The following is a 23,571-nucleotide window of genomic DNA, read 5'->3' on the forward strand; positions in this document are numbered from 1 at the left end:
CGGGACAACCAGGTTCTCTCGAAGTCCCGGCTGGACCGATCGGCGCTCAGTACGGTGCGGATCATGGCGAAACGGAGGGTGACGCGCGGCGGCGTGGCTAACGCCGGTAGCGGGCGTGCCCTATGTGCCACACGTAGGAGGCTGCGACGGCTTCCATGGCGTGAGCGTGATCCGCGAGTGCGTTCCTGCCGGTAGCGGCGAGTTCGGTGAGTCGAAGGCGTGCGGTTGAGGCTTGGTCTTCGCACATGCCGGAGGCCAGGCGGAACGCCCCTTCGAGGTCGCACTCGCGGTGTCGGATCAGCAGTGTCGGCAGGCTCAGAGGAGTCCGGCCGCCGTGATCCGTCTCCTTCACGTACGAGGCAAGGTCGTTGATCCACCCGGCAAGGTGGGCAACGGCCTTCTCCAGTTCCCGCACTGCTGCCGAGGCTCGCTGATCCTCGGTGAGTTCGTATCCGAGCACGACTTCCGCGGTCGTCATGACGGTTCGGACGAAGACCGTGTGCGGGCGCATCGCGTAATAGTCGCTCAGAGTGACCTGGTCGGGCCTGTCGAGGTGATGGGCCTCCCAGAGGATGCCGAAGAGGTTGTCCCGCAGGTGCGCGGTGAGCCGTAGATACTGCGTGGGCGTGGCCCGTTCCCGGAACCGGTGCAGGAGCTCCCGCAGGGCCGCGATGCAGGCGTCGTCATCGGCCGCCGGCTCGTCGTGACCGGCCAGCACGTGGACACAGTGACTGATGCGGCGGACCAGACGGGCTGTGTCACGGCCTCCTTCGGCCTCGCCGTGTACGTCGTCGAAGGCGGTGAGCCACAGAAAGAGATCGGCGCAGAGGAACACGCCGTCCCGGTCCGCCGTGGGCAGGAGACGAGCCACCCCCTGGGCCGTGATGTTGCAGAGGGCCTTCGCCTCGCCGGGTGAACCGGTCAGGGGGAAGGTCCGGAGCCAGTGGGCGGTCTGCTCCTCGATGGCGTCGGCATACGGGCTGGTGGCGAAGGGGCCGGGGAATGAGCCCTGGAGGTCGGGCATCGGCAGGGTACGCGCGTTCGAGCTGCGGGTGTGGCTCATGCGGCTGTCCCCGCGACGGCCCGCTGCCTGGTTTCGGCGACCATACGGGGGTCCGACGGGTGCACGGTGAGCAGCCCGACCGGCTCCACGGTGGCGCCGGGAACGGGCCGCAGCCGCCAGCGGGACGCGATGAACGCCGTGATGACGATCGCCTCCGTCCAGGCGAACGCGTCGCCGATGCACATGCGTTTTCCTGACCCGAAGGGGATGAAGGCCCCTCTCGGCGGCTGGGGGCGCTCCGGCAGCCAGCGGTCGGGGTCGAAGCGCAGCGGGTCGGGGTACAGGGCGGGGTCCCGGTGCAGTGCGTAGGGACTCCACAGCACCTGCTCCCCCGCCGGCAAGCTGGCCTGCCCGAGGCACACGGGCTTGGTGGCCTGCCGGGTCACCAGCCATCCGGCGTGGTGCAGGCGCAGGGTCTCGCTGACCAGTCTGCGGGTGAAGGCGAGTCGAGGGACGTGCTCGGCGGTGATCGGGCCCTCTCCGACCACGGAGTCGACCTCCTCGTGCAGCCTGCGCTCCAGCTCGGGGTCGCGGCCCAGCTCGTGGAACAGCCAGGCCAGCATGACTCCCGTCGTCTCGGAGCCCGCGGCCAGCAGCCCGATGATCTCCGACAGGATTTCGTTGTCGGGCAGTGGCGCACCGGTTTCGTCCCGGGCTTCCAGGAGCAGTGTCACGAGGTCGTCGTGGGCGTCGGGGGCCGCCCGGCGCTCCGCGATGATGTCCGCCACCTCGCTGCGCAGCAGGCTGCGGGCGGCCTTGAGTCGCCGGTTGCTGCGGGTGGGCAGCCGTTCCAGCGAGGACACGGGCACCATGGTGCGCCAGATGGCGGCCGTGAAGACCGTGTCGACGGCGTCGAGGATCGCGCGCGCTCGTTCCTGCTCCGCGCGGAAGGAGCACAGCACTGACATGGCCACGTCCTGGGCCATGAGCCCCATTACGGTTTTCAGGTCCAGCAGTTCCCCCTCACGCCAGCCCGTGATGGACGGCTCCACCGTTTCCCGCATGGTGTCGACGTACCCGCTGATCCGCTCGCGGTGGAAGGCGGGCTGGAGCAGGCGGCGCCTACGCAGGTGGGGCTCCCCCTCCGCGACCGGCAGGGCCGACTGACCGAAGAGCTTGAGCTTCTCGCCCAGCAACCCCTTGGAGAAGGAGCCGGACTTGCTGGTGAGCATTTCGTGGATCAGCTCATGGGAGTTGACCACGGTCACCTTCTTGAGGCCGACCGACATACGGACGATCGGCCCGTATGTGCGCAGGCGTTCGACGAACTCCAGACGGTCCTTGAGCAGGGGCACGACGTGTCCGATGAGCGGCAGTCTCCCCGGAGCTGTCGGCGGAACGTCCATGTCGGCAGTCACATCTATGTCAGGTGTCACGCGTCCGTCCTTTCCACATCTGCTTCTGTACATGCGGCTGCGCGACGTGCCCGCAGCAACTCCCGCGCAGCGAGCACCTCGGCCTCGATCACTGCGGTGGGCGCATACAGGGTCTTGTCGTGCCACAGGGCGGGGTGTTGGTGGCCGGGGTGCGAGGCGGTATGCAGATACGTTTCAGCAAGATCCAGGGCCCGGGTGTGCTGCGGCTGCGGTGTGGGTGTGGCGGCGCTCAGCAGGATTTTGACGGCGTATGCGGTCTCTTCGACGGTGCTGCCCCAGACTCCCCAGGAGCCGTCGGCGCGCTGAGTGTCAATGGTCCACGCGGCAGCGCTCCGTACTGCCCCGGACGCGTGATGGCCGCCGTACTGTGCGAGCGCGGTGACGCTTCGCGCGGTGGCGTAGTAGGGGGAGGCATGCCACTTGTCGGTCCAGTGCCCCTCGGGTTGCTGTTGGCCGGTCAGCCAGTCGCAGAGCTTCGCCGCTCGGGGGCCGTACGTGAGCTCTGCGGTCTGGCAGCGCCGCAGGTAGCTCACGAGGGCTTGGAGGGCGTGGGCGTTCGCGGTGACCGATCCGGTGTCCTCACCGATGTAGCAGTCGTAGTGGCTGCCGTTGTGGAACAGGTCCAGCGGTGCCAGGTCGTACTGCAGGCCGACGAGCGAGGCAACCAGGGCGGCCATGGCAGTGTCGTCGGCATCGGTCATGAGGCCGGGCGCACCGCGTACGCCTTGCGGATCGTAGATCTCCTCGGCCCACCCACGGACAGTGGGAAGAGCGGCAGCGGGCAGGTGGGCGCGCGCCAGCGCGGCGGCGACCCAGAGCCGTTCGACCACAAGGAGGGGCGCAGCCTCGGGGAAGAGACCGCCGTAGCGCTGCGCCACTGCGGTGAGGTCATCGACGGCCTGAGCGGTAGTGGCGGGGAACCGCGCTGCCCGTGCCGCGGTGGCGGCCGGCGAGCTGCCCAGCAGGCCGTCGACGTCAGGGACGAGAGACGGTGATATGTAGCTGTCCATGCCTTCGAACGTGTGGTGAAACTTGACGGGCAGGCTGCCCGCCGACTCGTACCGCCTGGCCACGGAAGCAGGTGCCGACGCGTTGAAGCCGCCCGGAACCGGCAGCCGGGGGCCACCGAAACCGGGTATGTCACCGCCGGTGATCAGGGAGTCCAGCTTCTCGTTGATCTTGGCTACCAGGCTGGGTACGAGTATTTCCGCTGCAGCCGTGTCCGGCCACGGGCCCGCCGATGGCAGTGATCGCAGTGCGTCGAGGCCTCTGTTCACCGCGGCCGTGAGCCGGCCGGTGACCTCTGCGGACGCGGTGCCCCTTCGCAGGACAGCCAGTGCGGCCTCCACTCCACTGAGTGTCGGCAGCAGCCGGTAGGGCAGCGGTCCCTCCCCCCAACTTCCGTCGGACGCCTGCTGTTCCAGCAGGTACGTGATCCGCCGTGGCTCCTCGGGCAGCCACGGCGCCGCCGAGAGGACACGGGCCGTCTCGTACAGGGAGGGACGGACGCTTCCCCAGCTGTCCTGGTCCACCCTGACTACCAGGCTGGTGGCTCGTTCGGCGTAGGACGTGCCGATGGGCGTGCTGATGCTCATGGGGGCGACTTCCTCTTCGGGGTTCTGACTGGCAGGTGTGCGGCGACGCCCTATGTCTGTCTGGCCGTCGCGTCCAGGGCGAGCCGGCGCAGGGAGGCCGTGGCATCCCCTGGGAAGGGGGCGTCGTCCAGGGCGGCGAGGGCGGCGACCCGTCGTGTGGCGATCATTTCCTCCACGGTCTGCCGGGCGCCGGTGGAGTTCAGGATCGCGCGGACCGCGGCTGCGTGTTCCTCGTTGAGGTCGCTTCGCCCGACGAGCTCGCGCAGTGTCTTCAGTTCGGCCGTGGAGGCTCGCTGGACCGCGAGCGCCATCAGGACGGTGGCCTTGCCCTCGCGCAGGTCGTCCAGCACTGGCTTCCCTGTCCTGGCAGGGTCGCCGAAGACCCCGAGCAGGTCGTCCCGCAGCTGAAACGCTTCTCCTAGTGGTATGCCGAAACCGGTGCAAGCATCGAGAACGGGCTGGGTCGCTCCGGCCGCTGCCGCCCCTATGTGCAGGGGCCGTTCTATGGTGTATTTAGCGGTCTTGTATCGGATAACGTGGAGTGCTGTATCAACATCACCGGTAAGGCGGCCGGTGGTCTGCAGGTCCAAGAGCTGGCCGTACATGACCTCGCTCCGCATTTCGGCCACCAGGGGCAGCACCTGCGCCAGCCGCTCCGGGCTGAGGTCCGCTGTTCGGAGGAGTTCATCCGACCACACCAGGGCCAGGTCGCCGAGAAGGACGGCCGCGCCCAGACCGTGCGCCTCGGCCCTGCTGCCCGGGCCGCCGCTGTCGGTGTACGCGGTGGCCAGTGCACGGTGGGCGGACGGCCGCCCGCGGCGGATATCGCTGTCGTCCATCACGTCGTCGTGTACCAGGGCGAACACCTGGAAGAGTTCGAGGCTGGCGGCAGCGCGAACGGCAGCGGTCATGTCACCTGTTGCTCCGGCGGCCTGCCATCCGTACAGGCACAGCAAGGACCGAAGTCGTTTTCCACCGGTCAGGAGTCCGCGCAGGGCGGAGGTCAGGTAGAGCAGCTCGATTCCTGGCGCAGCACGTTCCTTGGTGTCAAGGAATCCGGTCAGAGCCGCGCCCACCTTCTGTCGTAGGGGAGAAAGGTCGGGCAGTCCTGTGGGAAGGGTTTGTGTCACCGGCAATTGATCCTCTTTCGTTCGGGAACCGTCGTCGCGGTTCCGTTCTTGCAGAGGACGGGTCAACAGACCCGCGTCTCATCCCTGGGGTTGTAGCGGTGGTGCCGGCCAGCTCCCGGACGGCACCACCGCTACATGACGATCGACGGCAGGTGATACGGCTTCTACGCCTCAGTGCCGCCTGATGTCGGGGAGAATGGGGTGTCCCGCTCGGGGCGGGAAGGGCTCCGGCTCCAGGGGGTGGCCCCGTTGGCGTCGGGGGTCAACGGGGTGAATCGGGCCGGGAGCGCGGTGAGCGTCCGGTGAACAGCCCCAGGGCGGTAGGTCAGCTTGTCTGCGGGAACGTCCAGTTCGATGTCCGGCAGGTAGGTCAGGAGCCTCTCGATGGCGGCGGTGGCGACCAGTGTGGCGACGTCACGGGCAGGACATGTATGGGGTCCTGCGGCGAAGGCCAGGTGGGCCTTGTTCCCGGAGCGGTAGCCGTCCGACGGGATGCCCGAGTGGGGGCAGGTGTTGGCGGCGGCGTACGACACCATGACGGGCGAGCCCGCAGGTATGCGAGCGCCGTGGAAGGTCACGTCCTTCTTGGGGAAGTGCACGCTGTAGTTGGCCAGCGGCGCGTCGTGCCAGAGCGCATCGTCGATGGCGTGCTGGATGGGCAGGCTCCCGGTGGTCAGGGTGCCGAAGTAGCGGTCGTCACTGAGCAAGCGGACGAGCGTGTTGGCGATGAGGTTGCACAGCGGCTCGTTCCCGGCCCCCAGGGTGATCAGGATCTGGTTGACGGCCTCTTCCTGGCTCAGCCCATTGGGATGATCGATGAACCAGGAGGTCAGATCGTGGCCGCGCTGTGCCGCCTTGGTCCCGTAGAGGGTTTCGAGGTAGGCGCCGAACGCCTGCCCGCCCAGTGCCTGTCTCTCCGGATCGCTGTCCATCATCGCTTCGAGCGCCCACACGAGCCGCGGGCCGTCCTCGTCCGGCATGCCGAACAGAGCGTTGAAGACCATCAGGGGCAGCTGCTGCGCGTACTGGCCGACGAGGTCGACAGTCCCGGCATCGGCGAATTCCCTGAGCAGCGTGTCGGCGAAGCGGAATGTCAGGGCACGCACATCATGGGGATCCAGGAGACTGAAGCTGTCCGTGATCACACGTCGCAGGTGTGCGTGCTCTTCGCCGTCGGCGAAGAACAGGCTCGGCCGCCACTCCACCAGGGGCCGGATCGGGCTGTCCTCCGGCACCTGTGGCAGCCAGCTCCGGGTGTCCTTGGTCCACGTATCGGTGTCCTGGAGGAGGTCGAGCGCGGCTCGGTAGTCGGTGACCAGGTTGACCACGACACCGGGGGCCACCTCGGCTACGCCGACCGGTCCCTGCCTGCGCAGCAGTTCATAGCTGCGCTGCGGGTTCGCGGCGTGTTCGGCCCCGTGCAGGGACACGGGGGCTTCGGCTGGTGTGAGCGTCACGAGGCTTTGACTCCGGCAACGGATATGGAATGGGCGGTCAGTTGGGCGAGGGCGTGCAGGCCGCTGTTCTTCTCTCGTGCGTCACAGGTGACCAGTGGTGTCTCCGGGGCGAGGTCGAGCTTCGAGCGGATGAGCGCCAAGTCGTACTTGGGTGAGTCAGGGAAGACATTGACAGCGACGGCGTACGGCAAACCGCGCTCCTCGATGAGTTCCATCACTTCCCAGGAGTCCTTGAGCCGCCGGGTGTCGACCAGGACGAGGGCACCGAGCGCTCCGAACGCGATGCCTTCCCACAGCGGAAGGAAGCGCCGCTGCCCCGGAGTTCCGTACAGGTACAGAACGATCTTGTCGCCGGGCAGCGTCAGACGGCCGAAGTCGATGGCGACCGTGGTGGTGGTCTTGTCACGCAGGACATCGTGGCTGAGGTCATCGGTGGCGACCGCCGCGTTCGTCATGACTTCGTCGGTGTGCAGTGTCGGAATCTGCGACAGCGACTTGACCACGGTCGTCTTGCCGATGCCGAGCGGGCCGGCAACGAGGATCTTGATCCTTCGGTGTTCTCCCTCGGGCAGGTAGACAGGCGGCGAGCTAGGCGGCAAGGAGAGCGTGGAGTCCACTCAGAACCTCTTCCAGGACTTCTTTCGACGGTCGGCCATCGTTCGACGCGCGCAGGGCGTCCGGAATCGGGACGGTGGCCTTTAACTGACCGTCATTGACGAGTTGTTCGGCGAGCACCAGAGTCACGCTGACCGGGAGGCCGAGATAGCCGGCCAGTTCGACGACGCTGAGAGACCCGTCGGTAAGGAGCTCGATCACGCGCTGGTGCACCGCTGTGTGGTACCTCGCGAGGGGCAGACCGCTGGCACGCAGAGCGGCCAGCGAATCGAGGGTGCCCGAGAGGCCGGCGCCGGGGTTGGTCCCGGTGGCGAGGTAGGCCGGCAGCAGCCGTCGCTGTTCCTGGCCGCGGCTCATGACGCCCCGTCGTTGGTACGAGCGGGAACGGACATTATCTGTTCCCCGAGTTTCATTGCCTGGCGGGCCATGGTGGCCGCGACCACTCCCATGGGCATGTCCTCGTCGCCCGCTGCCGCGATCAGGGTGTTGGTTCCTTCTCCGACCGGCATGACCATGTAGATGCCCCGGTCGTTGTGTGAGGTGACGGTCTTGAGCGGAGTGCCTCGAGGGACTCCCAGAACGGCGTTGGTGGCGGCGCGGGAGGCGGAGTGCAGCGCGGCAGTCATCGCACCGATGCCGTCTGCCTCGTCCTTGGTGAGATCCTCGGAGATGGCCTGGACCATCCCGTCGAGAGTCATCGTCAGGGCGTGCCGGACACCACGGATTTCGGTGATGGGCTTCAGGACCCAGGAGGACGGGCCGGTCTCGTCGTGGGTTTCAGGCATGGTCACAGTGTTGACTCCGAATCGGTGACGGACCGGTCGCCGGTGAGGCCACTTTGGAAATCGCTCCACATGGCACCGGTGTCTTCCGGGTTCAAGGGGCGGGGCGCTGCGGCGGTCTCGTCGTTGGTGGCTGTCGCTGAGAAACGGCGGCGGCGCTGCGGCAGCGCGGACGCGCCGGTCGGCGCGGGCGCGTGTGCGGGCGAGTCGTCGGCGGCGGGCCGCTTGTGGGCCTGTGGCGCCACGGCAGGTTGGGGAGCCATGACCGACGGAGGTGTGGCGTTTTCGTCGATCGAGGTCAACAAGTTCTCGGGAACGGACACCACAGCGCGCACCCCGCCATAGGGAGAGGAAGTGTCGATGGAGACATGGAGGCCGTAGTCGGCGACGAGACGGCCGATGGCGGCGAAGCCCATGGACGGCGGATCGCCGAGTTCGAGGAGCATCACCTCTTGCTGTTCACCCGATATCAGGCTTCGGCCGCGGGCGAGCGCTTCTGCGGTCATGCCCTTGCCGGCGTCGTCGATCGTGATGCACACACTGCCGTTGCCGGTCTGGATCAACCCGACGTCCACCATGAGGTCGTCACGGGAGTGCTCCAGCGCGTTCGCCATCAGCTCGGCGCAGACCACAGCAACTGGCTCGGCAGCACGCCCGACCACGCCGATGTTGGAAAGGCCCAGCCGCGAAACGATGTTGATGCGGTCGAAGCCGCGCAGTCGTGAGGAGGCGCCACTGACGACCTCGCTCACGTAGGTGTCCTTACGGACGTGACCCGGCCAGCCACCGCACACGATGGCGGATCTCTGCGTGAGGCGCAGGTTCTGCTCATTGATGTGGTCGGACTCAAGCAGACTCTGCGTCAGACGCGGCGGCGCGCTGAACTCGTGCTGCAGACCCACGATGTTCGTCTGCAGCCGGTAGGAGAGGGCCTGGGACTCCTGAGTCGCACCACGCAGTGCAGCCCGAGCAGCGGCGTCGATGCGGCGCCGCTCCTTGAGGACGATGCCAGAAACCGCTTCGGGCAGGGCGTCGAGGAGCTGGGCGGCCTCGGACCCCGCGAGGTTCTTGTGCAGAAGTCCGGGGACGGGGTGATGAGAGCTGATCAGGTGCAGTGCGAGAGCGGGGAGCCTGTCGGAGACGAGGTGACGCACTTCGTCAAGAATCTCCGCCTCGCGGGTAGCCAGTTCCTGCGTGCGCGACTCTGCGGCCTGCCTTTTCTGCACCTCGGTCCGGGTACGGCCCTCGGCAGCCTGCACACGGGAATTGGCGGCCTGCGCCTCCGCGGACAACTCTCTGCCCTGTCGTACGTGTTTGCGGCGCGAGCGTGCCAGGAGCAGCGCCCAGACTGCTAGGAGGAGAGACAAGACGCCAAAGGCAATGGCGATTTTTGAGGACAAGGTCACGGAGGGTGGTCCTAGAGGTCGATCGAGCCTTCGAAGAACAGCGCAGCGGTTCACTCCCCCGCAGGGGGTGTGCGCGGTCTCCGGAGAACTGGCGGACAGGAAGAACAATGTGGCAAGTCAGTAGTGCGTGGGCCGTTCGTACGGCGGAAGAGCGCCGCCGCGGACAAGCGACTGCCGGGCCGCGGCGCGGCCCGGTGAATCGCCCGAGTCGGCCAACGTCCCGACACCGCGATCCCCACATGCGTCGACGGTCGCCCGGCAGGCCCTCGCGCGACTCCGACCCCCCGAAGCGATCGTGGGGCGAAGCTTGCTGAACGCGAATGAACAGGTTCATCAGAGCTCCGTCGAGGACTACGAACGTCGGGTGCATCGGGTGCTTCCCGCCGTCGCACGAGGCGACTGGCGGCCTTGCCACTTCCTAAAACGCGGTCAGCTTACTGGAGTTGATCTGTTCACTCGGTATTGGTGGACCCGCACAGTTACGAACCGGACGATCTTCGCCTGCTGGGTTCTCGCTGATCGCGCACGGCGTGGTCAATGGCAACCTCCAGCAACTCGCCGAGCACGCCCTCCGGTGGCCTCGGCGCGAAACGCCATGGAGGTCAGGTGCCCGAGGAGCAGGGTGAGCGGCGCGGCTTCAGATGTCCGCGACTGAGTCGCGCAGCACAAGAAGAGGTCCCGTCCGCACATGCTCCGCGGACTGGTACGAGACGATCCGCGCCAGTTCGTTCTCTTCAGCATGGTGAATCAGCGGCTGCCTGACGACTCACGCTCCAGCTGAGCCTCGACCAGTTCGCCACCCCCATGCCCGTCGTGCCTCGGTGGCCTTGCCGCCGACGGGGCCCTCGGCACCTTGCTGATCAGGACCAGCTGAGCCGGAGCCGATGGCCGCGGTGAAAAAGACCACCGGCTGGTCCTCGTACGGGCTGGGGGGGCGATCCGGAGTGGTGCCTGCTGAACAGGATCGAGGACCCCTGAACCCACCCCACCAGGCGAGCCCGGTCACGATGGCGCCGCCCGCGTCTCGGCGCGTCTGCCGCTTCATCGGGTCCGGGCCGGGTATTCGCTGACTCATGTCTATTGCCAGCAGCAGCCGCTCCCTTCCCTTCTCCGCCTCCTGTTCCGTCTCCCTTGCCGTCCCCGCCCGGTTGCGCGGCCTGCTGCACAGCCGCGACCTCGCCCTGTTCCGCAGGGTCGCCGGCCGGCGCTGGCGGGGCGCCGATCAGGTGCTGCCCCGACTGAGCCGCAGCGCCGATCACGGACTTCTCTGGTTCGGTGCCGCGGCCGGTATGGCGGCACTGGGCAGCAGCGCGCGGGCACGCCGGGCGGCGTTGCGCGGGGTCGCGTCGCTGGCCGTCGCCTCGGCCGCGATCAATACCGTCGGCAAGCGGGCGGTGCGCCGGGAGCGGCCGATACTGGACCTGGTTCCGGTGGTGCGGCAGCTCAAGCGGCAGCCGTTCACCACGTCGTTCCCGTCCGGGCACGCGGCGTCCGCTGCCGCCTTCGCCACGGGTGTCGCCCTTGAGTCGAAGGGCTGGGGCGCGGTCGTCGCCCCGGTCGCGGTGGCCGTTGCCGCGTCCCGCGTCTACACGGGTGTGCACTATCCGAGCGATGTGCTTGCCGGTGTGGCGCTCGGCACAGGGGCGGCGTTCGCGTTGCGCGGGCTCGTACCGACGCGGGGTCAGCTGCCCGCACCGGGCCGTCCACCGGCGGCGGCTCCGCCGTTGCCCGCCGGCAAGGACCTGGTCGTCGTGGTGAACCAGGAGTCCGGCACCGCCACCGCGACCGCTTCGCTGGTGCGCGAGGCGCTTCCGCTGGCCGAGGTCGTGGAGTGCGCGCCCGGCGAACTGTCCGGGGCGCTGGCCGAGGCGGCGGGCCGGGGCCGCGCTCTGGGGGTCTGCGGGGGTGACGGCACGGTGAATCTGGCGGCGTCCGTCGCGGCGACGCACGGGATGCCGCTCGCTGTCTTTCCTGGCGGAACGCTCAATCACTTCGCGTACGACCTGGGCATCGAGACGGTCCACGACACGGCGGCCGCCCTCACCTCGGGGGGCGCGGTCCGGGTGGACCTGGGCCGGTTCCGGCCCGGTGCCGAGGGGCCTAGCGGGGCGGACGGCTACTTCCTCAACGCTTTCAGCCTGGGGGTCTATCCGGAGCTCGTGCGGATTCGGGAACACTGGGCAGCCCGCATCGGCAGCTGGCCCGCCGGAGTCCTCGCGGCCTTCGAGGTACTGCGTGGTCGACACCCACTGGCGGCCGAACTGGATGGGAAGCGGCGGCCGTTGTGGCTCCTGTTCGTGGGCAACGGGCTCTTCCAGCGGGTGGGGCCCGCTCCGGGGCGGCGGCACAACCTGGCGGACGGCCTGCTGGACCTCAGAGCGGTCCACGGCGGCCGGACTCCAGGGCTGCGACTGCTGGCGGCAGCGGTGGCCGGTCCGCTGACCCGCTCCCCCGTCCATGCGGCGGTACGCCGGCACCGGGTACGGATCACCGGCCTGGCACCGGGGACGCCGTATGCGTACGACGGTGAAGTGGCCTATTCAGGAACAGAGTTGACGATCGACAAGCTGACAGAAGCGCTGACGGTCTACTGCCCCATGCCCCTGTGACAGAGGGACCGGGCGGCGGACCAGGAATCCTCGTCACGGCGTTCCCCGCTGAGGTCGTCGAACGCCTCGGTACAGAGGTCGGCGGCGCGGGGAACCTGACCGCGTCCTGGGCGGCGACCGCCAGGTGGCGCAGCAGCGGCCGGACGGACGGAGCGACGCCGTTGCCGCCCGTTCCCCGGCGCGGCACGGCCGCCGCACTGCGGGAAGCGGCCGACGGGACCGCGTCAGTCTGTGCCTGGCGCGATGCCCCGTAAGGCGGCCTCCGGCCGCTGCGGGCACGGGGTTGGCCGGCGCATTCAGACGCCCCGCCTTGCGGGGTTTCCGCTGGCGAGCCATGTCCCGAGCGGGAACCCGGCCGGAACCCGGTCATGGGGGCGGCGTAGTCGTACGGCACCCGCGACTGCCCGGCCCTGGTCTCCTGTGTGTACCGCACGCACGCCTGGATACCGCACCGCTGAGGTCCGTTTCACCGTCCTCAAGCGGCGGAGGCAGGTCACCTGCAAGCAGCCCGGATACCCCCTCGCGGCCGCCGCGAGTCGTTGACGCCGCGATGAGGTGAGGGCCTTCGCGTAACGGGTCACAGGAATGACATAGGATGCGCGCGGCTACATAAAGATCACTTAAGAGGATGTACGCGTCATGGCAATCTCCGCTCCGTATCGTTCCCTTCGCGGCATATCTGCCGTTGTCGCTCTGCTCGCGATCGGTGCGGTGGGATGCTCGGACGTCTCCGACGCCGTCGACAGCGCCAAGGACAGCGCGAAGAAGGTGACTCGTCAGCGCTCGGTGTTCTCGCTGGACGTCGGCGACTGCTACAACCCGAACGGCAAGGCCGAGGGGGCGGCGTACGCTGTCGAGATCGTGCCCTGCGAAGAGGCGCACAAGGGCCAGGTCGTCGGCGATTTCGCGGTCGACAAGGGCAAGGAGTACCCGGGCGACGACGGGGTCTCGGCGATCGCGGACAAGCGTTGCCTGGTCGAGGCGCAGAAGTACGCCCCGGACACCTGGGCGCTCCCCAAGGGCGTCGCCCTCTTCTACTACACCCCGACCAAGGAGAGCTGGGCGACGGGTGACCGCGCGGTGAGCTGCACCTACACCGTGGAGAAGAGCACGTTCCGCGGCTCGCTGGGCACCGCGAAGTCCCTCAAGCCCGAGCAGACCACGTACCTCAAGGGTTCGAACGCGGTCTACGACGCCCTGTGGGCGAACCAGTCCGAGAAGGACTCCGTCGAGGACGACCTGGCCGGCTACAAGGCGCAGGCCAAGGCCGTCGCGGCCGCCCTCGACGCACACGTCAAGGGTCTGGACGGCATCGAGGGCACCGAGGTCGGAAAGCTCCGTGCGACGCTGACGAAGGCGGCCGGGAACTGGAAGAAGGCTTCGAACGCCGCCGATGCCGACACGTTCTACGTCGCCTACGACCCGGCGTTCACCGGTATTGACCCGAACAAGTCGGTCGCCGCCCGTAAGGAACTGGGCCTGGCCACTACCGTCCCGGCCGATGAGGCCGAGGTCTGGGCGGGCTGACGCTCCGTCGGAGCAGCGGGGCTGTGTCCGTGATGGACCCGGGCGGATGGCGGCGCCCCGCCGTCCGAACGGCGCCGGGGCCGCCGTCACCAAGAGCGGCTGCTTTCTGTGGCATCGGGATCCCGATGCCACAGCCCGGCCCCTTCAGTCCCTGTGGGGGAACCGCGATACCGCCCTCGCCACCCTGGAGACGGGCGGAACCGGCGGGGCCTGCCCCCCTGGCCGTCGGTGCTCCTGGCGTTGCCGCCGAGGTAGGCCTGGCGCCGGCCGCTCACCTTGGCGTGCCCTTCCGCTTCGCTTCCCCGGACGTCCCAGATGACGACGCCCCGCGCCGGCGGACAGCCCAGCGGTTTACGGAAGGGCCGTGATTGGCGCCGCAGGTGATCTCCTCCTCCTCGGCCAGGCGGCGGTCGACGTCATTGCGGAGGCCTGCGGCCACGTCGGCCGGGAGCAACCGGGCCGCGGCTTCCTGAAGGTGCCGAGCGTGGTTGACCGGGCCTTCCCGCTGGTCGGCGCCGAGGGCGCAGCCGCGTGGCCGGCCGGGTGCAACCGGTGTACGAGGGGCCCGGGGGATGACGCGCACGTCATCTCGGTGACGTGCCGACGTGCCCGAGCACCCGGAGAGCCGGGGGCGCGCTGTCGGGCCGTCGGAACGTTGCTGACGAGCCCGTGGTGGTCAGGCTCGGCTCGTGGCTCGACAACATCCGCGAACGTGCCACGAACTCCCCGAGCAACGCCGAACAGGCCTCGATGCTCTCGGGATGCGCCGGTGGACGAACGGAGCGGTCGGGAAGCGGGCCGCCGTTACGACTGGGCGGGCGAGGCCGGGTTGTCCGGCAAGGTCGGGGCGGTCAGCTGCACGGGTCAATCTCTTTCGGACCGTAGAGGGCGGCGGCCTCTCCCGTGATCAAGGCCCAGTAGCGGTCCCCGAATGACCAGTGCCACCACTCCGTGGGGTAGTTCACCAGCCCCACAGCCGTGAGCGCAGTGTCCAGCAGCTTCCGGTTGGCGCGGGCCTCCTCACTGATGTCGGCTGCATGGGTGTAGCAGGCGCCCCCGCTCTCCTCCGGGTCCGCGTTCATGCGGGTGCCCAGGTCCAGTTCGTGCCCGTCGGCGCCGGCCAGGGTGAGGTCGACAGCCGCACCAGCGCTGTGCGGAGCGATGTCGGGTGGTGACACGTACCGGCTCGCCGCCGAGTGGATCTGCTCTGGGGACCAATCGAGGTGGGCGGCTCGCAGACGATCGGCGTACTCATCGAAGTACTCCCGCTGAAGAGAAGGGGGCCGGTACCCCTCGACGAACAGCAGCCGCAAGCCCTGCGGAAGCATTGCCTGGGCCTTGACCAGCCGTTCCAGCACGCCTTCCCGCAGGTACGCGAAGGCGTCTGCCGGGCCCCGCTCGCGTGTATCGACCAACAGCGAATCGTCTCGGCGGACGTCCACAAGACGTTCACCGCACTCGGCAACAGGTATGGCAGCGATTTTCGGGTCCGCCATCAACACGATCTCAGTCACGACGCGATCATCCCGCAGGAATCACCCCGGCGAACCTTCCCGGTCACAGCACTGGCCGGGATCGGATTCGTCGTGGATGGTCAGGGCTCCTGCGAGGTCGAGGTCGGCGACAGTGCCGTGTGCCCCGGCGCGGACGAGCAGCACTGCGCCGAGCGCGGTGCTCCAGAACGTCCTGGCCTCCACGTCGAGCGGTCGACGGGCCCTCCAGCCGCGACCGTCGATGAGCTGGCTCACGTAGCGCTCGGATTGCCGGAACAGCAGCTGGAGGTGCCGGTCCACCACGGACGCGAGTTCGGGCTTGGAGATCCCGGCGGCGAGTGCTCGCGCGACTGACGGGAGCGAGGGCATGGCCAGCACGGCGCGGGCGATGTTGCGCCGGAACGTCGCCGCATCGGGGGCTTGGCGACCGATGCGCTCGATCCGTCGGGCGTCGTGCAGCAAGCCGAGAAAGGCGGCGTGCACGAGCAGCGAGTCCTTGGAGCCGAAGTAGTAGGTCACCTGATTGGGGAAGGCACCTGCCGCTTTCGCGATCTCCGCGACGCTCACCTCTGAGCCGGGCCGCTCCTCGCAGAGCCGTGCAGTTGCCTCGATCAGCCGGCGCCTCGTCGCGCGACCGCGGTCACGCGACCGGGCCGACGTCGATGGTGCTTCGGTTCGCTTCTTCTCCACGCCGAAATTGTATGTGATACAACAAGAGTGTTCACTTGTATCGCATACAAGAAAGATTGAAGGGCATGCACCGAACTGAAGTCGTCGTGACCGGACTCGGCGCGACCACCCCACTCGGGGCAGACGTGGCGTCCACCTGGGACGCCCTGCTTGCCGGCGAGTCCGGCATCCGCGGCGGCGTCCTGCGCGGCCACGAGGACGCCGGCCTTCCCGACACCGTCGCGGGGACGATGGCGCTCGACCCCGCCGAGTTGCTGCTGCCGGTACAGGCCAGGCGGCTCGACCGCTCGCAGCAGGCGGCCTTCGTCGCGGCGGCCGAAGCCTGGGCCGATGCCGGCGCCCCGGAGGTGGCCCCGGACCGGCTCGCATCGGCGATCGGCACGGGCATCGGGGGCGTACGGACGCTGCTGAAGGAGGACGACGTGCTGGAAGCGGCCGGGACCCGGCGCGTCTCGCCACGCACGGTCCCCATGCTCATGCCCAACGCAGCGGCGGCGCTGATCAGTATCGAATACGGAGCACGGGCCGGGGTCTACACGCCCGTCTCGGCGTGCTCTTCCGGTGCCGAGGCGATCGCCCTGGGGGCCAGGCTCATCCGTTCCGGCGAGGCGGACGTGGTCATCGCAGGCGGGACCGAGGCCGCGATCACCCCGATCACCGTCGCCGGCTTCGCCCAGGCACAAGCACTGTCGCGGCATACCGCCGAACCCGCGTCGGCGTCCCGGCCGTTCGCCGCGGACCGCAGCGGATTCGTCCTCAGCGAAGGCGCCGCTGTCGTGGTACTCGAAAGCGCCGAGCACGCCGGCGCCCGAGGCGCGCGCGTCCACGCGGTGCTCGCGGGCGCCGGCATCGCCGCCGATGCTCACCACATCACGGCGCCCGCCGCCGACGGCTCCGGCCAGATCTCGGCCATGCGGAAGGCCCTCGCACAAGCCGGCTTGGCTCCCGAGCAGATCAGTCACATCAACGCCCACGCCACCGGAACTCCGGTCGGCGACGTCGCCGAGGCGCACGCGATCGGGGAGGTCTTCGGCCGCGCCACCGTGACAGCCCCCAAGGCTGCGCTCGGTCACCTCTTTGGCGCCGCCGGCGCGATCGAAGCGCTCATCGCCGTCCTCAGTGTGGAGCACGGCGTCATCCCGCCGACCCGCAACGTCACCGCGGCCGGCGTCGGTCCCGACATCGATCTCGATGTCGTCGCAGAACGACGAGACGTCCCGCAGGAGGCCGTGCTCAGCAACTCCTTCGGCTTCGGCGGACAGAACGTCTCACTCATCGTCACCGGCGCACGGCACTACGCGTCCCGTACAGCCCCGACCACAGCATGACTGGCCTCGTTCACTTCAAGGGGCAATGAAGGACCCAGTGGCAGGCCACGCTCTGCGCCTTCTCCACGACGATCCGGCCCGTCCGTGGACCGTGGCGATCCTGGCGGCCGAGTCGGGAGTGTCCCGCGCGGCGCCGGCCCGTCGCTTCACCGCACAAGTCGGCGAACCGCCGATGGCGTTGCCGAAGTGTCTGCTGCCCAGCAGGGGCCAGCAGTTGGCTGGAACTCGAGTGGACACCCGGAAGTCCCTGAACGACCCGCGAGCGATGCAAATATGTGCAGCTGAGACCGCGCATTCGTGGTGGCTACGCCGTATGACGGAATGCTGTTTCGTTTGGAACGCGGGGTCTTCGGCGACAAGGCCGGTTGAGATGGTGCCCTTGGTGAGGAAGGGTCTGTGGTCATGGAGTACTTCTGCTACCGCCGAGACCGGCTGGGCTCCCTCGCGTTGCGCGAGGAGTTGCTGGAGGAGCACTGGTCCTACATGGACCGGTACGCGAAGGAGCTGATCGCTCGCGGTCCGACCTTCGCCGATGATGGTGAAACGCCCACTGGAAGCGTGCATATCGTCGATCTGCCCGATCCCGCCGCTGCCCGTGCGTTCGCCTTCGACGAGCCCAACTACCACGCCGGTGCGTACCGGGACGACCACAGCAGGGGTGATGCCGCGCCGGTTGCCCGCGTGGACCAAGGAGCAGTACCAGGACCCGTCGCTCTACGGGGTGACCGTGATGCCTTCGGGGCCAAGGTGATCGGCGAGTGCGGTGGCCTGCCTGCGGATCTCCGGGGGGTCCGTCCCGCCAGAGAGATCACCGGGCTCCGGGCGAGCGGGCTGGTCTTCCGGCGCCAGGCGGTGGACCAGGACCGCGGCGTCGCCGCACCGGGTGGGTGCGGCGGTCGTGGGTGATCAGCACGTGGTTCGAGTCAGCGGGCCCGGAGCAGGGCGTGCAGCTCAGTGGTGTCGATGATGTGGGCCCGTGAGGGGAGGACTCGTTGGAGCAGGATGTTGTGGACTTCGGGGTCCGGGTCGGCGACGCCGTCGGACAGGACGTAGAGCTGGTAGTCGCGGTCGGCCGCGTCGACAACGGTGGACAGGACGACTCCGCCGGTACTGATGCCGGAGACGACCAAAGTGGTGATGCCGCGCTCGCGTAGCTGCTGGTCGAGGTCGGTGGTGGACATGCCGCCGTAGCGGACCTTGCGCATGATGATGTCGCCGTCCTGGGGAGCCAGACGCTCGTGGATGGCAGCGGCAGGCTCCTCGTGGTGCATGACGCGGTGCTGGGCCAGCGGGGCGAAGGACTTGTTGGAGGCGGGGATCGCGTCCCAGTCGGCCTCGGTGAAGCCGACGCGTACGTAGGCGATGGTGCCGCCGTTCGCCCGAACGTCGGCGATGGCCCGTTCCACGCGACCGAGCAGGGCGTTGCGGTCCTTGTCTTCGGGAAGAGCGGCCAGGATCGCGGGCTGGTAGTCCATGACGAGAAGTGCGGTGTGCGTGGGGTCGAGTGCGGGGGCAGTGCTCACTCGGGTGTTCTCCTTACCGGTGGTGTTCCAGGTCTGCGCGGAAGCGCGTCGGCGGACCGGCTGCGGTGGCCTGTGGGCCTCAGCGGTGGGTTGCGGAGTGTCATGAGCCGCTGCGGGCCGGTTCCGGCTCGTGCTGCGACGTCCGGTCCTGTCGGGGAAGCAGGAGCGGGCTGCTGAGGATGAGCAGTCCCGCGACCGTGAGAGCGGTGCGGGGGCTGGTGAGATCGGCGAGCAGGCCGGTGAGCGCGGTGAGGATGGCGATGGCCGCCTGCTGGCCGATCGACCAGGCCGTCAGGGTGCGGGCGACGAGATGCTTGGGGGTGTGTTCGAGCCGGTAGGTGGCGAGCACCGGGCTGTACAGGCTCATGTTGATGATGATCGCCAGCTCGACGGCCATCACGGTGACGAGGCCGACGACGCCGGGACGGACAAAGGCCAGGCCGATCAGCCAGATGGCGCGCAGGGTGCCGACGGTCCGGAAGACCCAGTGCCGTCCGAAGCGGGCCACGACACGGCCGGCCAGCCGCGAGCCGATGAGTCCGCCGAGGCAGGGGGCGGCGAAGGCGAGGCCGTACTGCCAGGGCGGGAACCCGAGCTGGCGAAGCAGGAGCACGGCCAGCACCGGCTCGGTGGCCATGATCAGACCGGCGACGAGCATTTGGTTGAGGTAGAGCGGCCGCAGAACGGGGTGGCCCATGATGTGCCGCCAGCCGTCGAGCAGTGCGCCCGCCCGGACCGGGCTCTTGTCGGTCGGTCGCGGCGCTTCCTCCTGGCCGCGGATCGCGGTGATGCCCAGTGCGGAGAGCAGGTAGCTGAGCGCGTCGGCCACCACGGTGGTGACCGGCCCGAACAGGCCGATCGCCGCCCCGCCGAGCGGTGGCCCCACCGCGATGGAGCTCCAGTTCGTGGACTCGAACCGTGCGTTGGCGACGAGCAGGTCATCCGGCCGGACGAGGGCCTTGAGGTAAGCACCACTGGCCGCGTTGAACGCGATCTTGGCTGCGGCGATCACGGCCGAGATCACGAGCAGCTGGACGAAACCGAGCCGGCCCATGGCATAGGCGACCGGGATCGTCGCCATGGCCGCGAACCGGGCCAGATCCATCGTGATCATGACCGGGCGCTTGCGCCGGAACTCCACCCACGGTGCGAGCGGCACCGCGATCAGCGCCCCCACAGCAGGCCCCACCGCGGACAGCGCGGACACCTCGGCGGGGCCGGCGTGCAGCACGAGTACAGCGATCAGCGGCAATGCCCCGAACCCCAGCCCGGCCCCGTACGCGCTCACTGCATACGACGCCCACAGCCAGCCGAACTGCCGGCCCAACCGTCTCCGGCCCACCATGCTCAGCACCCCCCGTGAAGTCCCACCCGAACAATCCGACGTTGACCGAGGAGAGCTAAGTGGGCAGGACTGCAGCAGGTCAAACAACTGACCTGCCAGCGATTCACAACCATCCGTTGTTCAGTAAGGTGGGTAGGCGTGGATCTCGAAGCCGTACGTACCTTCGTCGCCGTCGCGGAAGCGGGCCAGTTCCAGAAGGCCGCCGCCGACCTGTCGATCACCCAGCAGGCTGTCTCCAAACGCATCGCCGCGCTGGAGCGCACCCTCGGCGTGCGGTTGTTCACCCGTGCCCCACGCGGCGCCGAGCTCACCATCGATGGGCAGGCGTTCCTGCCCCACGCACGGGAGCTGCTCCGCGTCGCCGAGCGTGCGGGCGCGTCCGTGCGCCCCGACCACCGTCCGTTGCGCGTCGATGTGATCGCCTCGCGCAGCGCACAGTCGGGCCTGATGCGCGGCTTCCACCGCGCACACCCCGAGATCGACCTCGACGTGATGATGCTGTTCGATATCGAGACGGCCGTCACCGCCATCCGCTCCGGTGCGATCGATGCGACCTTCCGCGCCGTCGCCGCGCCCGGCCGGCCCCTGCCCGAGGGCATCGAGTCCGTCCGGGTGCTCGACGAGCCGCTCCAGCTCCTCACCGGCCCCGCCCACGCACTGGCGGGCGCCCGGTCGGTGACCGTCGCCCAGCTCACCGGGCACCGGATCTGGATGCCCGGCATCGCCCCCGGTACCGAGTGGGGCGCCTACTACGACGACCTCGTCGCCGAGTTCGGCCTCACCATCGAGGTGACCGGTCCCAACTTCGGCTCCGACGCGCTCCTCGACACCATCTCCGACACTCCGGCTCTGGCCACCTTCATGGGCGAGCACACCCGCCTCATCTGGCCCGCCGATCACGGCCTGCGCCGCATCCCGGTGACGGACCCGACGCCCGTCTACCCGCACTCGCTCCTCTGGCACCGCGACAACCCCCACCCGGCGCTGGCCACCCTCCGCGCCCACCTCGCCGCCACGACGGGCGGCCAGGACGCCGCCGGGACCTGGGTACCGGGCTGGGTGCTTCCGCGCTGAACCTGTACTACCCCTACTTCCATGTACGCGATGACGCCTGGCTCAAGGCCTCTGCGCTTGCGTGACCTGTGCCTGAGGGATGATGACAGCCTGTCGTCCGGTGGCTTGCTCGCACAGGGCTGCGTTCTCCGCGAGCGAGGCCTCGATGTCAGCCCGGCGGCTCGGGGGCAACCGTGGCCGATCACGGAGCCGACTCGGCAAATCATGCCCGGCGTTCCCAGGTGTGCCATCCAATGACATTGGTGCCACGGTCACGATCGCTGCGCGGCGGGGTTGTTCTGGTCGTTGAGAAGGGGGCTGTGGCGTTCGGTGAGTGGGCCGACGCCGAGATCTTCGCGCATGAGCTTGCGCATCTCGGCGGCTGCTTCGCCGCGTGCCTCCCAGCGGGCGCGGTCCTCCGGACTGCTGACGGCAGTGCCGTCGATGTAGCCGTCGCAGATGCGTCGCAGGCAGTGGAACACGCTGTTGGATGCCTTGACGACGGGTTGGGGCGCGATGAGCCACATCCGTTCTGACGCGATGCCTATGCCTGAATCCCGAAAGGCATCGCGCAGCGCAAGCGCCCGCTCGTCGTTGGAAGGGTGCTCTCGATCGGCCAGGGCGCGCAGGGTCTCGCCGAGGACCTTCACGATGGTGGTGTACTGCGTGTAGATGTCGAGCCGCAGCCGAAGGGCTTCCTTGACATCCTCGCGCTTCCACCGATTCCGATCGGCAATGAGAGTGGCGAAGATGCCGATTGCGGCCCCGGCCAGGGTGGAGAGCAGTGGCAACCAATCCATGCGGGCCAGTTTGGGGTATCCCGTGGCGGCGGCACCATGTGGGCTGTCCCGTCGCCGGTCCGAGGTGGGCCGGGGTCCCGCTCCTCCCCCGCGGCAGGTCGGGGCGCGGAAACGATGGGCCGGAGCTGGAGGTGGCCGCGGCCCAGGCGTCATCGGCGGCGAGGCGTGCCCGCTCCCGGCCGAACGGGAGAGCCCGGCTCGTACGGCGTGCCGTCGGATCTTCCGCTACGGGTGCAGCACGACCTTCGTGCAGCCCTCGATCCGCTTGTCGAACTTGTCGTACGCCGAGGGCGCCTGGTCCAGGGGCAGTTCATGCGAGACGACGAAGTTCGGCTGGGCCCGGCCCTCGATGATCATGTCGCGCAGGAACCGGTTGTAGCGCTTCACGTTGCACTGCCCCGTACCCAGGCGTAGGCCCTTCTCGAAGAGCTTGCCGATCGAGACGAGGAGCATGCCGCGATGGGCCTGCTCGTCGGGGCCTCCGGGGTCGGACGGAACGTAGAGGCCGGGTACGCCGAGCGCTCCGGTGGCCCGGACCGTGCCGACGAGCGAGTTCAGGACTGTCGCCGGTTCCTCGCGGTCGGTGCCGCGCGCCGCCGCCTGGTAGCCGACGGCGTCGACGCCCTTGTCCGTGCCGATGCCTTCGGTCCGGTCCTTGATCTGCTCCACGGGGTCGCCCTCGGCGAAGTTGACCGGAATCGCACCGATCTCCCGGGCCTTTTCCAGCCGCTCGGGAACGCGGTCCACGACGAAGACCTTCTTCGCGCCGCGCAACAGGGCCAAGTAGGCGGCCATGAGCCCGACCGGCCCGCCGCCGTACACGGCGAAGCTCTCGCCCGGGGGCCTCCGCGAGGACATCGCCGACCGCTGACCCCGGTGCGGACGGTGGTCCGCGCCGGCGCCCGGGCTCTTGATCATTCATCGATGCCGGAGCGCTCCGCGCCCGCGACGATGTGGCGCTGGAGTACCAGGAAGACCACCAGCAGGGGCAGGATCGACACGGCGGCTGCGATGAACAGCTCATGCAGGTTGACCGTCTGAGCCGTGGTGAAGGTGGCGAGCGCGACCTGCACGGTCCAGGCGTCGCGCTGCTGGCCGATCACCAGCGGCCAGAGGAACGAGTTCCACGAGCCGATGAAGACGATCGCCCCCACGGCGGCGAAGACCGGCTTTGTGTTGGGGACGACGATCCGCCAGTACGTACGCCAGTAGCCGAGCCCGTCCACCCTGGACGCGTCCTCCAGCTCCCGGGGGAAGCCGAGGAAGTACTGCCGGAAGAGGAAGGCCGCGAACGCGCTGAAGAGGGTGGGGACGATCAGTCCGCGCAGGGTGGAGACCCAGCCGAGCGACGAGACGAGGACGAAGCTCGGGACGAAAGTGACGGCGGACGGGATCATCAGGGTGACCAGGAACGCGTAGAAGACCTGGCTCGCATAGGGATACTCGATGCGAGCCAGCCCGTATCCGGCCAGCGAGGCGAGCAGCAGGGTGCCGACGGTCGTGAGGACGGCGATCACGGCCGAGTTCCACAGGGCGTGCAGCATGGGGACATTGCTGTCGTTGAACAGTTCCCGCAGGTTGCCCCACTGGAGGCTGTGCGGGAAGAACGTCCAGTCCGCCCCGGTGATGTCCGCTTCGGTGGCCAGGCCGTTGCGCACCAGCAGGTAGAACGGGACGAGGAAGAGCACGGCGAGCGCGATGAGCAGCACGAGCCGCAGTGCGCGCGCGAGCCGTCGGAAGGCATGGGCCATGGAGAGCCCCGTTGTTCGATCCGTCGGG

General features: G+C 68.7%; 21 protein-coding genes and 2 pseudogenes. 7 read left to right on the top strand and 16 right to left on the bottom strand.

Annotation, left to right across the window (positions count from 1 at the left end; all coding sequences use genetic code 11):
• Positions 1-97: 97 nt before the first annotated feature.
• The 9 genes from ACFYY7_RS22710 to ACFYY7_RS22750 form a co-directional block, all read right to left on the bottom strand.
• Entirely contained in the window at positions 98-1,063 is a 966-nt protein-coding gene (locus tag ACFYY7_RS22710; protein WP_388663896.1) for a terpene synthase family protein, read from the bottom strand.
• Positions 1,060-2,439, bottom strand: a complete 1,380-nt coding sequence (locus tag ACFYY7_RS22715) for a cytochrome P450 (RefSeq protein WP_388663898.1) — start codon at positions 2,437-2,439, stop codon at positions 1,060-1,062. The genes ACFYY7_RS22710 and ACFYY7_RS22715 overlap by 4 nt, the downstream gene beginning before the upstream one ends.
• Positions 2,436-4,034, bottom strand: coding sequence for a prenyltransferase/squalene oxidase repeat-containing protein (locus ACFYY7_RS22720; RefSeq protein WP_388663900.1), 1,599 nt, complete (start codon positions 4,032-4,034; stop codon positions 2,436-2,438). The genes ACFYY7_RS22715 and ACFYY7_RS22720 overlap by 4 nt, the downstream gene beginning before the upstream one ends.
• Positions 4,035-4,084: 50 nt before the next feature.
• Positions 4,085-5,164, bottom strand: a complete 1,080-nt coding sequence (locus ACFYY7_RS22725) for a polyprenyl synthetase family protein (protein ID WP_388663902.1) — start codon at positions 5,162-5,164, stop codon at positions 4,085-4,087.
• Positions 5,165-5,328: 164 nt separating this feature from the next.
• On the bottom strand, positions 5,329-6,621 hold the full coding sequence (locus tag ACFYY7_RS22730; protein WP_388663904.1) for a cytochrome P450: 1,293 nt from the start codon (positions 6,619-6,621) through the stop codon (positions 5,329-5,331).
• A complete protein-coding gene (locus ACFYY7_RS22735) occupies positions 6,618-7,238 on the bottom strand; it encodes an ATP/GTP-binding protein (protein WP_383722193.1) in 621 nt (206 codons plus the stop codon). Before ACFYY7_RS22735 ends, ACFYY7_RS22730 begins: the two co-directional genes overlap by 4 nt.
• Complete coding sequence (locus tag ACFYY7_RS22740; RefSeq protein ID WP_356086005.1) at positions 7,210-7,593, bottom strand: DUF742 domain-containing protein; 384 nt, start codon at positions 7,591-7,593, stop codon at positions 7,210-7,212. Before ACFYY7_RS22740 ends, ACFYY7_RS22735 begins: the two co-directional genes overlap by 29 nt.
• Complete coding sequence (locus tag ACFYY7_RS22745; RefSeq protein WP_388663907.1) at positions 7,590-8,021, bottom strand: roadblock/LC7 domain-containing protein; 432 nt, start codon at positions 8,019-8,021, stop codon at positions 7,590-7,592. Before ACFYY7_RS22745 ends, ACFYY7_RS22740 begins: the two co-directional genes overlap by 4 nt.
• A 2-nt stretch (positions 8,022-8,023) precedes the next feature.
• Positions 8,024-9,424: a sensor histidine kinase gene (locus tag ACFYY7_RS22750; RefSeq protein WP_388663909.1), complete on the bottom strand. Its 1,401-nt coding sequence runs from the start codon at positions 9,422-9,424 to the stop codon at positions 8,024-8,026.
• Between the two features lie 1,073 nt (positions 9,425-10,497).
• Between ACFYY7_RS22750 and ACFYY7_RS22755 the strand changes: the two genes are divergently transcribed.
• From ACFYY7_RS22755 to ACFYY7_RS22765, 3 genes are all read left to right on the top strand, one after another.
• Positions 10,498-12,033, top strand: a complete 1,536-nt coding sequence (locus ACFYY7_RS22755) for a bifunctional phosphatase PAP2/diacylglycerol kinase family protein (RefSeq protein ID WP_388663910.1) — start codon at positions 10,498-10,500, stop codon at positions 12,031-12,033.
• Positions 12,030-12,287, top strand: a complete 258-nt coding sequence (locus tag ACFYY7_RS22760; RefSeq protein WP_388663912.1) for a hypothetical protein — start codon at positions 12,030-12,032, stop codon at positions 12,285-12,287. Before ACFYY7_RS22755 ends, ACFYY7_RS22760 begins: the two co-directional genes overlap by 4 nt.
• 385 nt (positions 12,288-12,672) lie before the next feature.
• Positions 12,673-13,560 (top strand): septum formation family protein, encoded by an 888-nt coding sequence (locus ACFYY7_RS22765; protein WP_388663914.1) that lies wholly within the window; start codon positions 12,673-12,675, stop codon positions 13,558-13,560.
• An 851-nt stretch (positions 13,561-14,411) separates the two neighbouring features.
• On the opposite strand, the gene ACFYY7_RS22770 is transcribed toward ACFYY7_RS22765, so the two are convergent.
• Both ACFYY7_RS22770 and ACFYY7_RS22775 read right to left on the bottom strand, forming a co-directional pair.
• Positions 14,412-15,074: a M15 family metallopeptidase gene (locus ACFYY7_RS22770; RefSeq protein ID WP_388663916.1), complete on the bottom strand. Its 663-nt coding sequence runs from the start codon at positions 15,072-15,074 to the stop codon at positions 14,412-14,414.
• 21 nt (positions 15,075-15,095) lie between these two features.
• On the bottom strand, positions 15,096-15,743 hold the full coding sequence (locus ACFYY7_RS22775) for a TetR/AcrR family transcriptional regulator C-terminal domain-containing protein (RefSeq protein WP_388663918.1): 648 nt from the start codon (positions 15,741-15,743) through the stop codon (positions 15,096-15,098).
• A gap of 65 nt (positions 15,744-15,808) precedes the next feature.
• Here ACFYY7_RS22775 and ACFYY7_RS22780 point away from each other — a divergent pair, with 65 nt between their 5' ends.
• The 3 genes and pseudogenes from ACFYY7_RS22780 (at position 15,809) to ACFYY7_RS22790 (ending at position 17,977) form a co-directional block, all read left to right on the top strand.
• Positions 15,809-17,071 carry a beta-ketoacyl-[acyl-carrier-protein] synthase family protein gene (locus ACFYY7_RS22780; protein ID WP_388663920.1) on the top strand — a complete coding sequence of 421 codons (1,263 nt, stop codon included), beginning with the start codon at positions 15,809-15,811 and terminating at the stop codon, positions 17,069-17,071.
• A 22-nt stretch (positions 17,072-17,093) separates the two neighbouring features.
• Positions 17,094-17,249: pseudogene (locus ACFYY7_RS22785) on the top strand (helix-turn-helix transcriptional regulator); the annotation flags it as partial.
• A 224-nt stretch (positions 17,250-17,473) separates the two neighbouring features.
• Positions 17,474-17,977, top strand: coding sequence for a YciI family protein (locus ACFYY7_RS22790; protein WP_388663922.1), 504 nt, complete (start codon positions 17,474-17,476; stop codon positions 17,975-17,977).
• A gap of 17 nt (positions 17,978-17,994) precedes the next feature.
• On the opposite strand, the gene ACFYY7_RS22795 is transcribed toward ACFYY7_RS22790, so the two are convergent.
• Together ACFYY7_RS22795 and ACFYY7_RS22800 are read right to left on the bottom strand one after the other, a co-directional pair.
• Complete coding sequence (locus ACFYY7_RS22795) at positions 17,995-18,594, bottom strand: cysteine hydrolase family protein (protein ID WP_388663923.1); 600 nt, start codon at positions 18,592-18,594, stop codon at positions 17,995-17,997.
• A gap of 100 nt (positions 18,595-18,694) precedes the next feature.
• The gene (locus ACFYY7_RS22800; protein ID WP_388663925.1) at positions 18,695-19,939 is read right to left on the bottom strand and encodes an MFS transporter; all 1,245 of its coding nucleotides are present in this window, start codon (positions 19,937-19,939) and stop codon (positions 18,695-18,697) included.
• Positions 19,940-20,077: 138 nt separating this feature from the next.
• Here ACFYY7_RS22800 and ACFYY7_RS22805 point away from each other — a divergent pair, with 138 nt between their 5' ends.
• On the top strand, positions 20,078-21,013 hold the full coding sequence (locus ACFYY7_RS22805; protein WP_388663927.1) for a LysR family transcriptional regulator: 936 nt from the start codon (positions 20,078-20,080) through the stop codon (positions 21,011-21,013).
• Between the two features lie 251 nt (positions 21,014-21,264).
• Here ACFYY7_RS22805 and ACFYY7_RS22810 read toward each other — a convergent pair whose 3' ends face one another.
• From ACFYY7_RS22810 to ACFYY7_RS22820, 3 genes and pseudogenes are all read right to left on the bottom strand, one after another.
• Positions 21,265-21,792, bottom strand: coding sequence for a hypothetical protein (locus ACFYY7_RS22810; RefSeq protein ID WP_388663929.1), 528 nt, complete (start codon positions 21,790-21,792; stop codon positions 21,265-21,267).
• Between the two features lie 225 nt (positions 21,793-22,017).
• A pseudogene (locus ACFYY7_RS22815) lies at positions 22,018-22,632 on the bottom strand (zinc-binding dehydrogenase); the annotation flags it as partial.
• 74 nt (positions 22,633-22,706) lie between these two features.
• Positions 22,707-23,543, bottom strand: a complete 837-nt coding sequence (locus tag ACFYY7_RS22820) for a carbohydrate ABC transporter permease (protein WP_388663931.1) — start codon at positions 23,541-23,543, stop codon at positions 22,707-22,709.
• Positions 23,544-23,571 lie beyond the last annotated feature (28 nt).

Source organism: Streptomyces sp. NPDC001933 (assembly GCF_042890955.1).
In the GTDB taxonomy this organism is placed as follows: Bacteria; Actinomycetota; Actinomycetes; order Streptomycetales; family Streptomycetaceae; genus Streptomyces.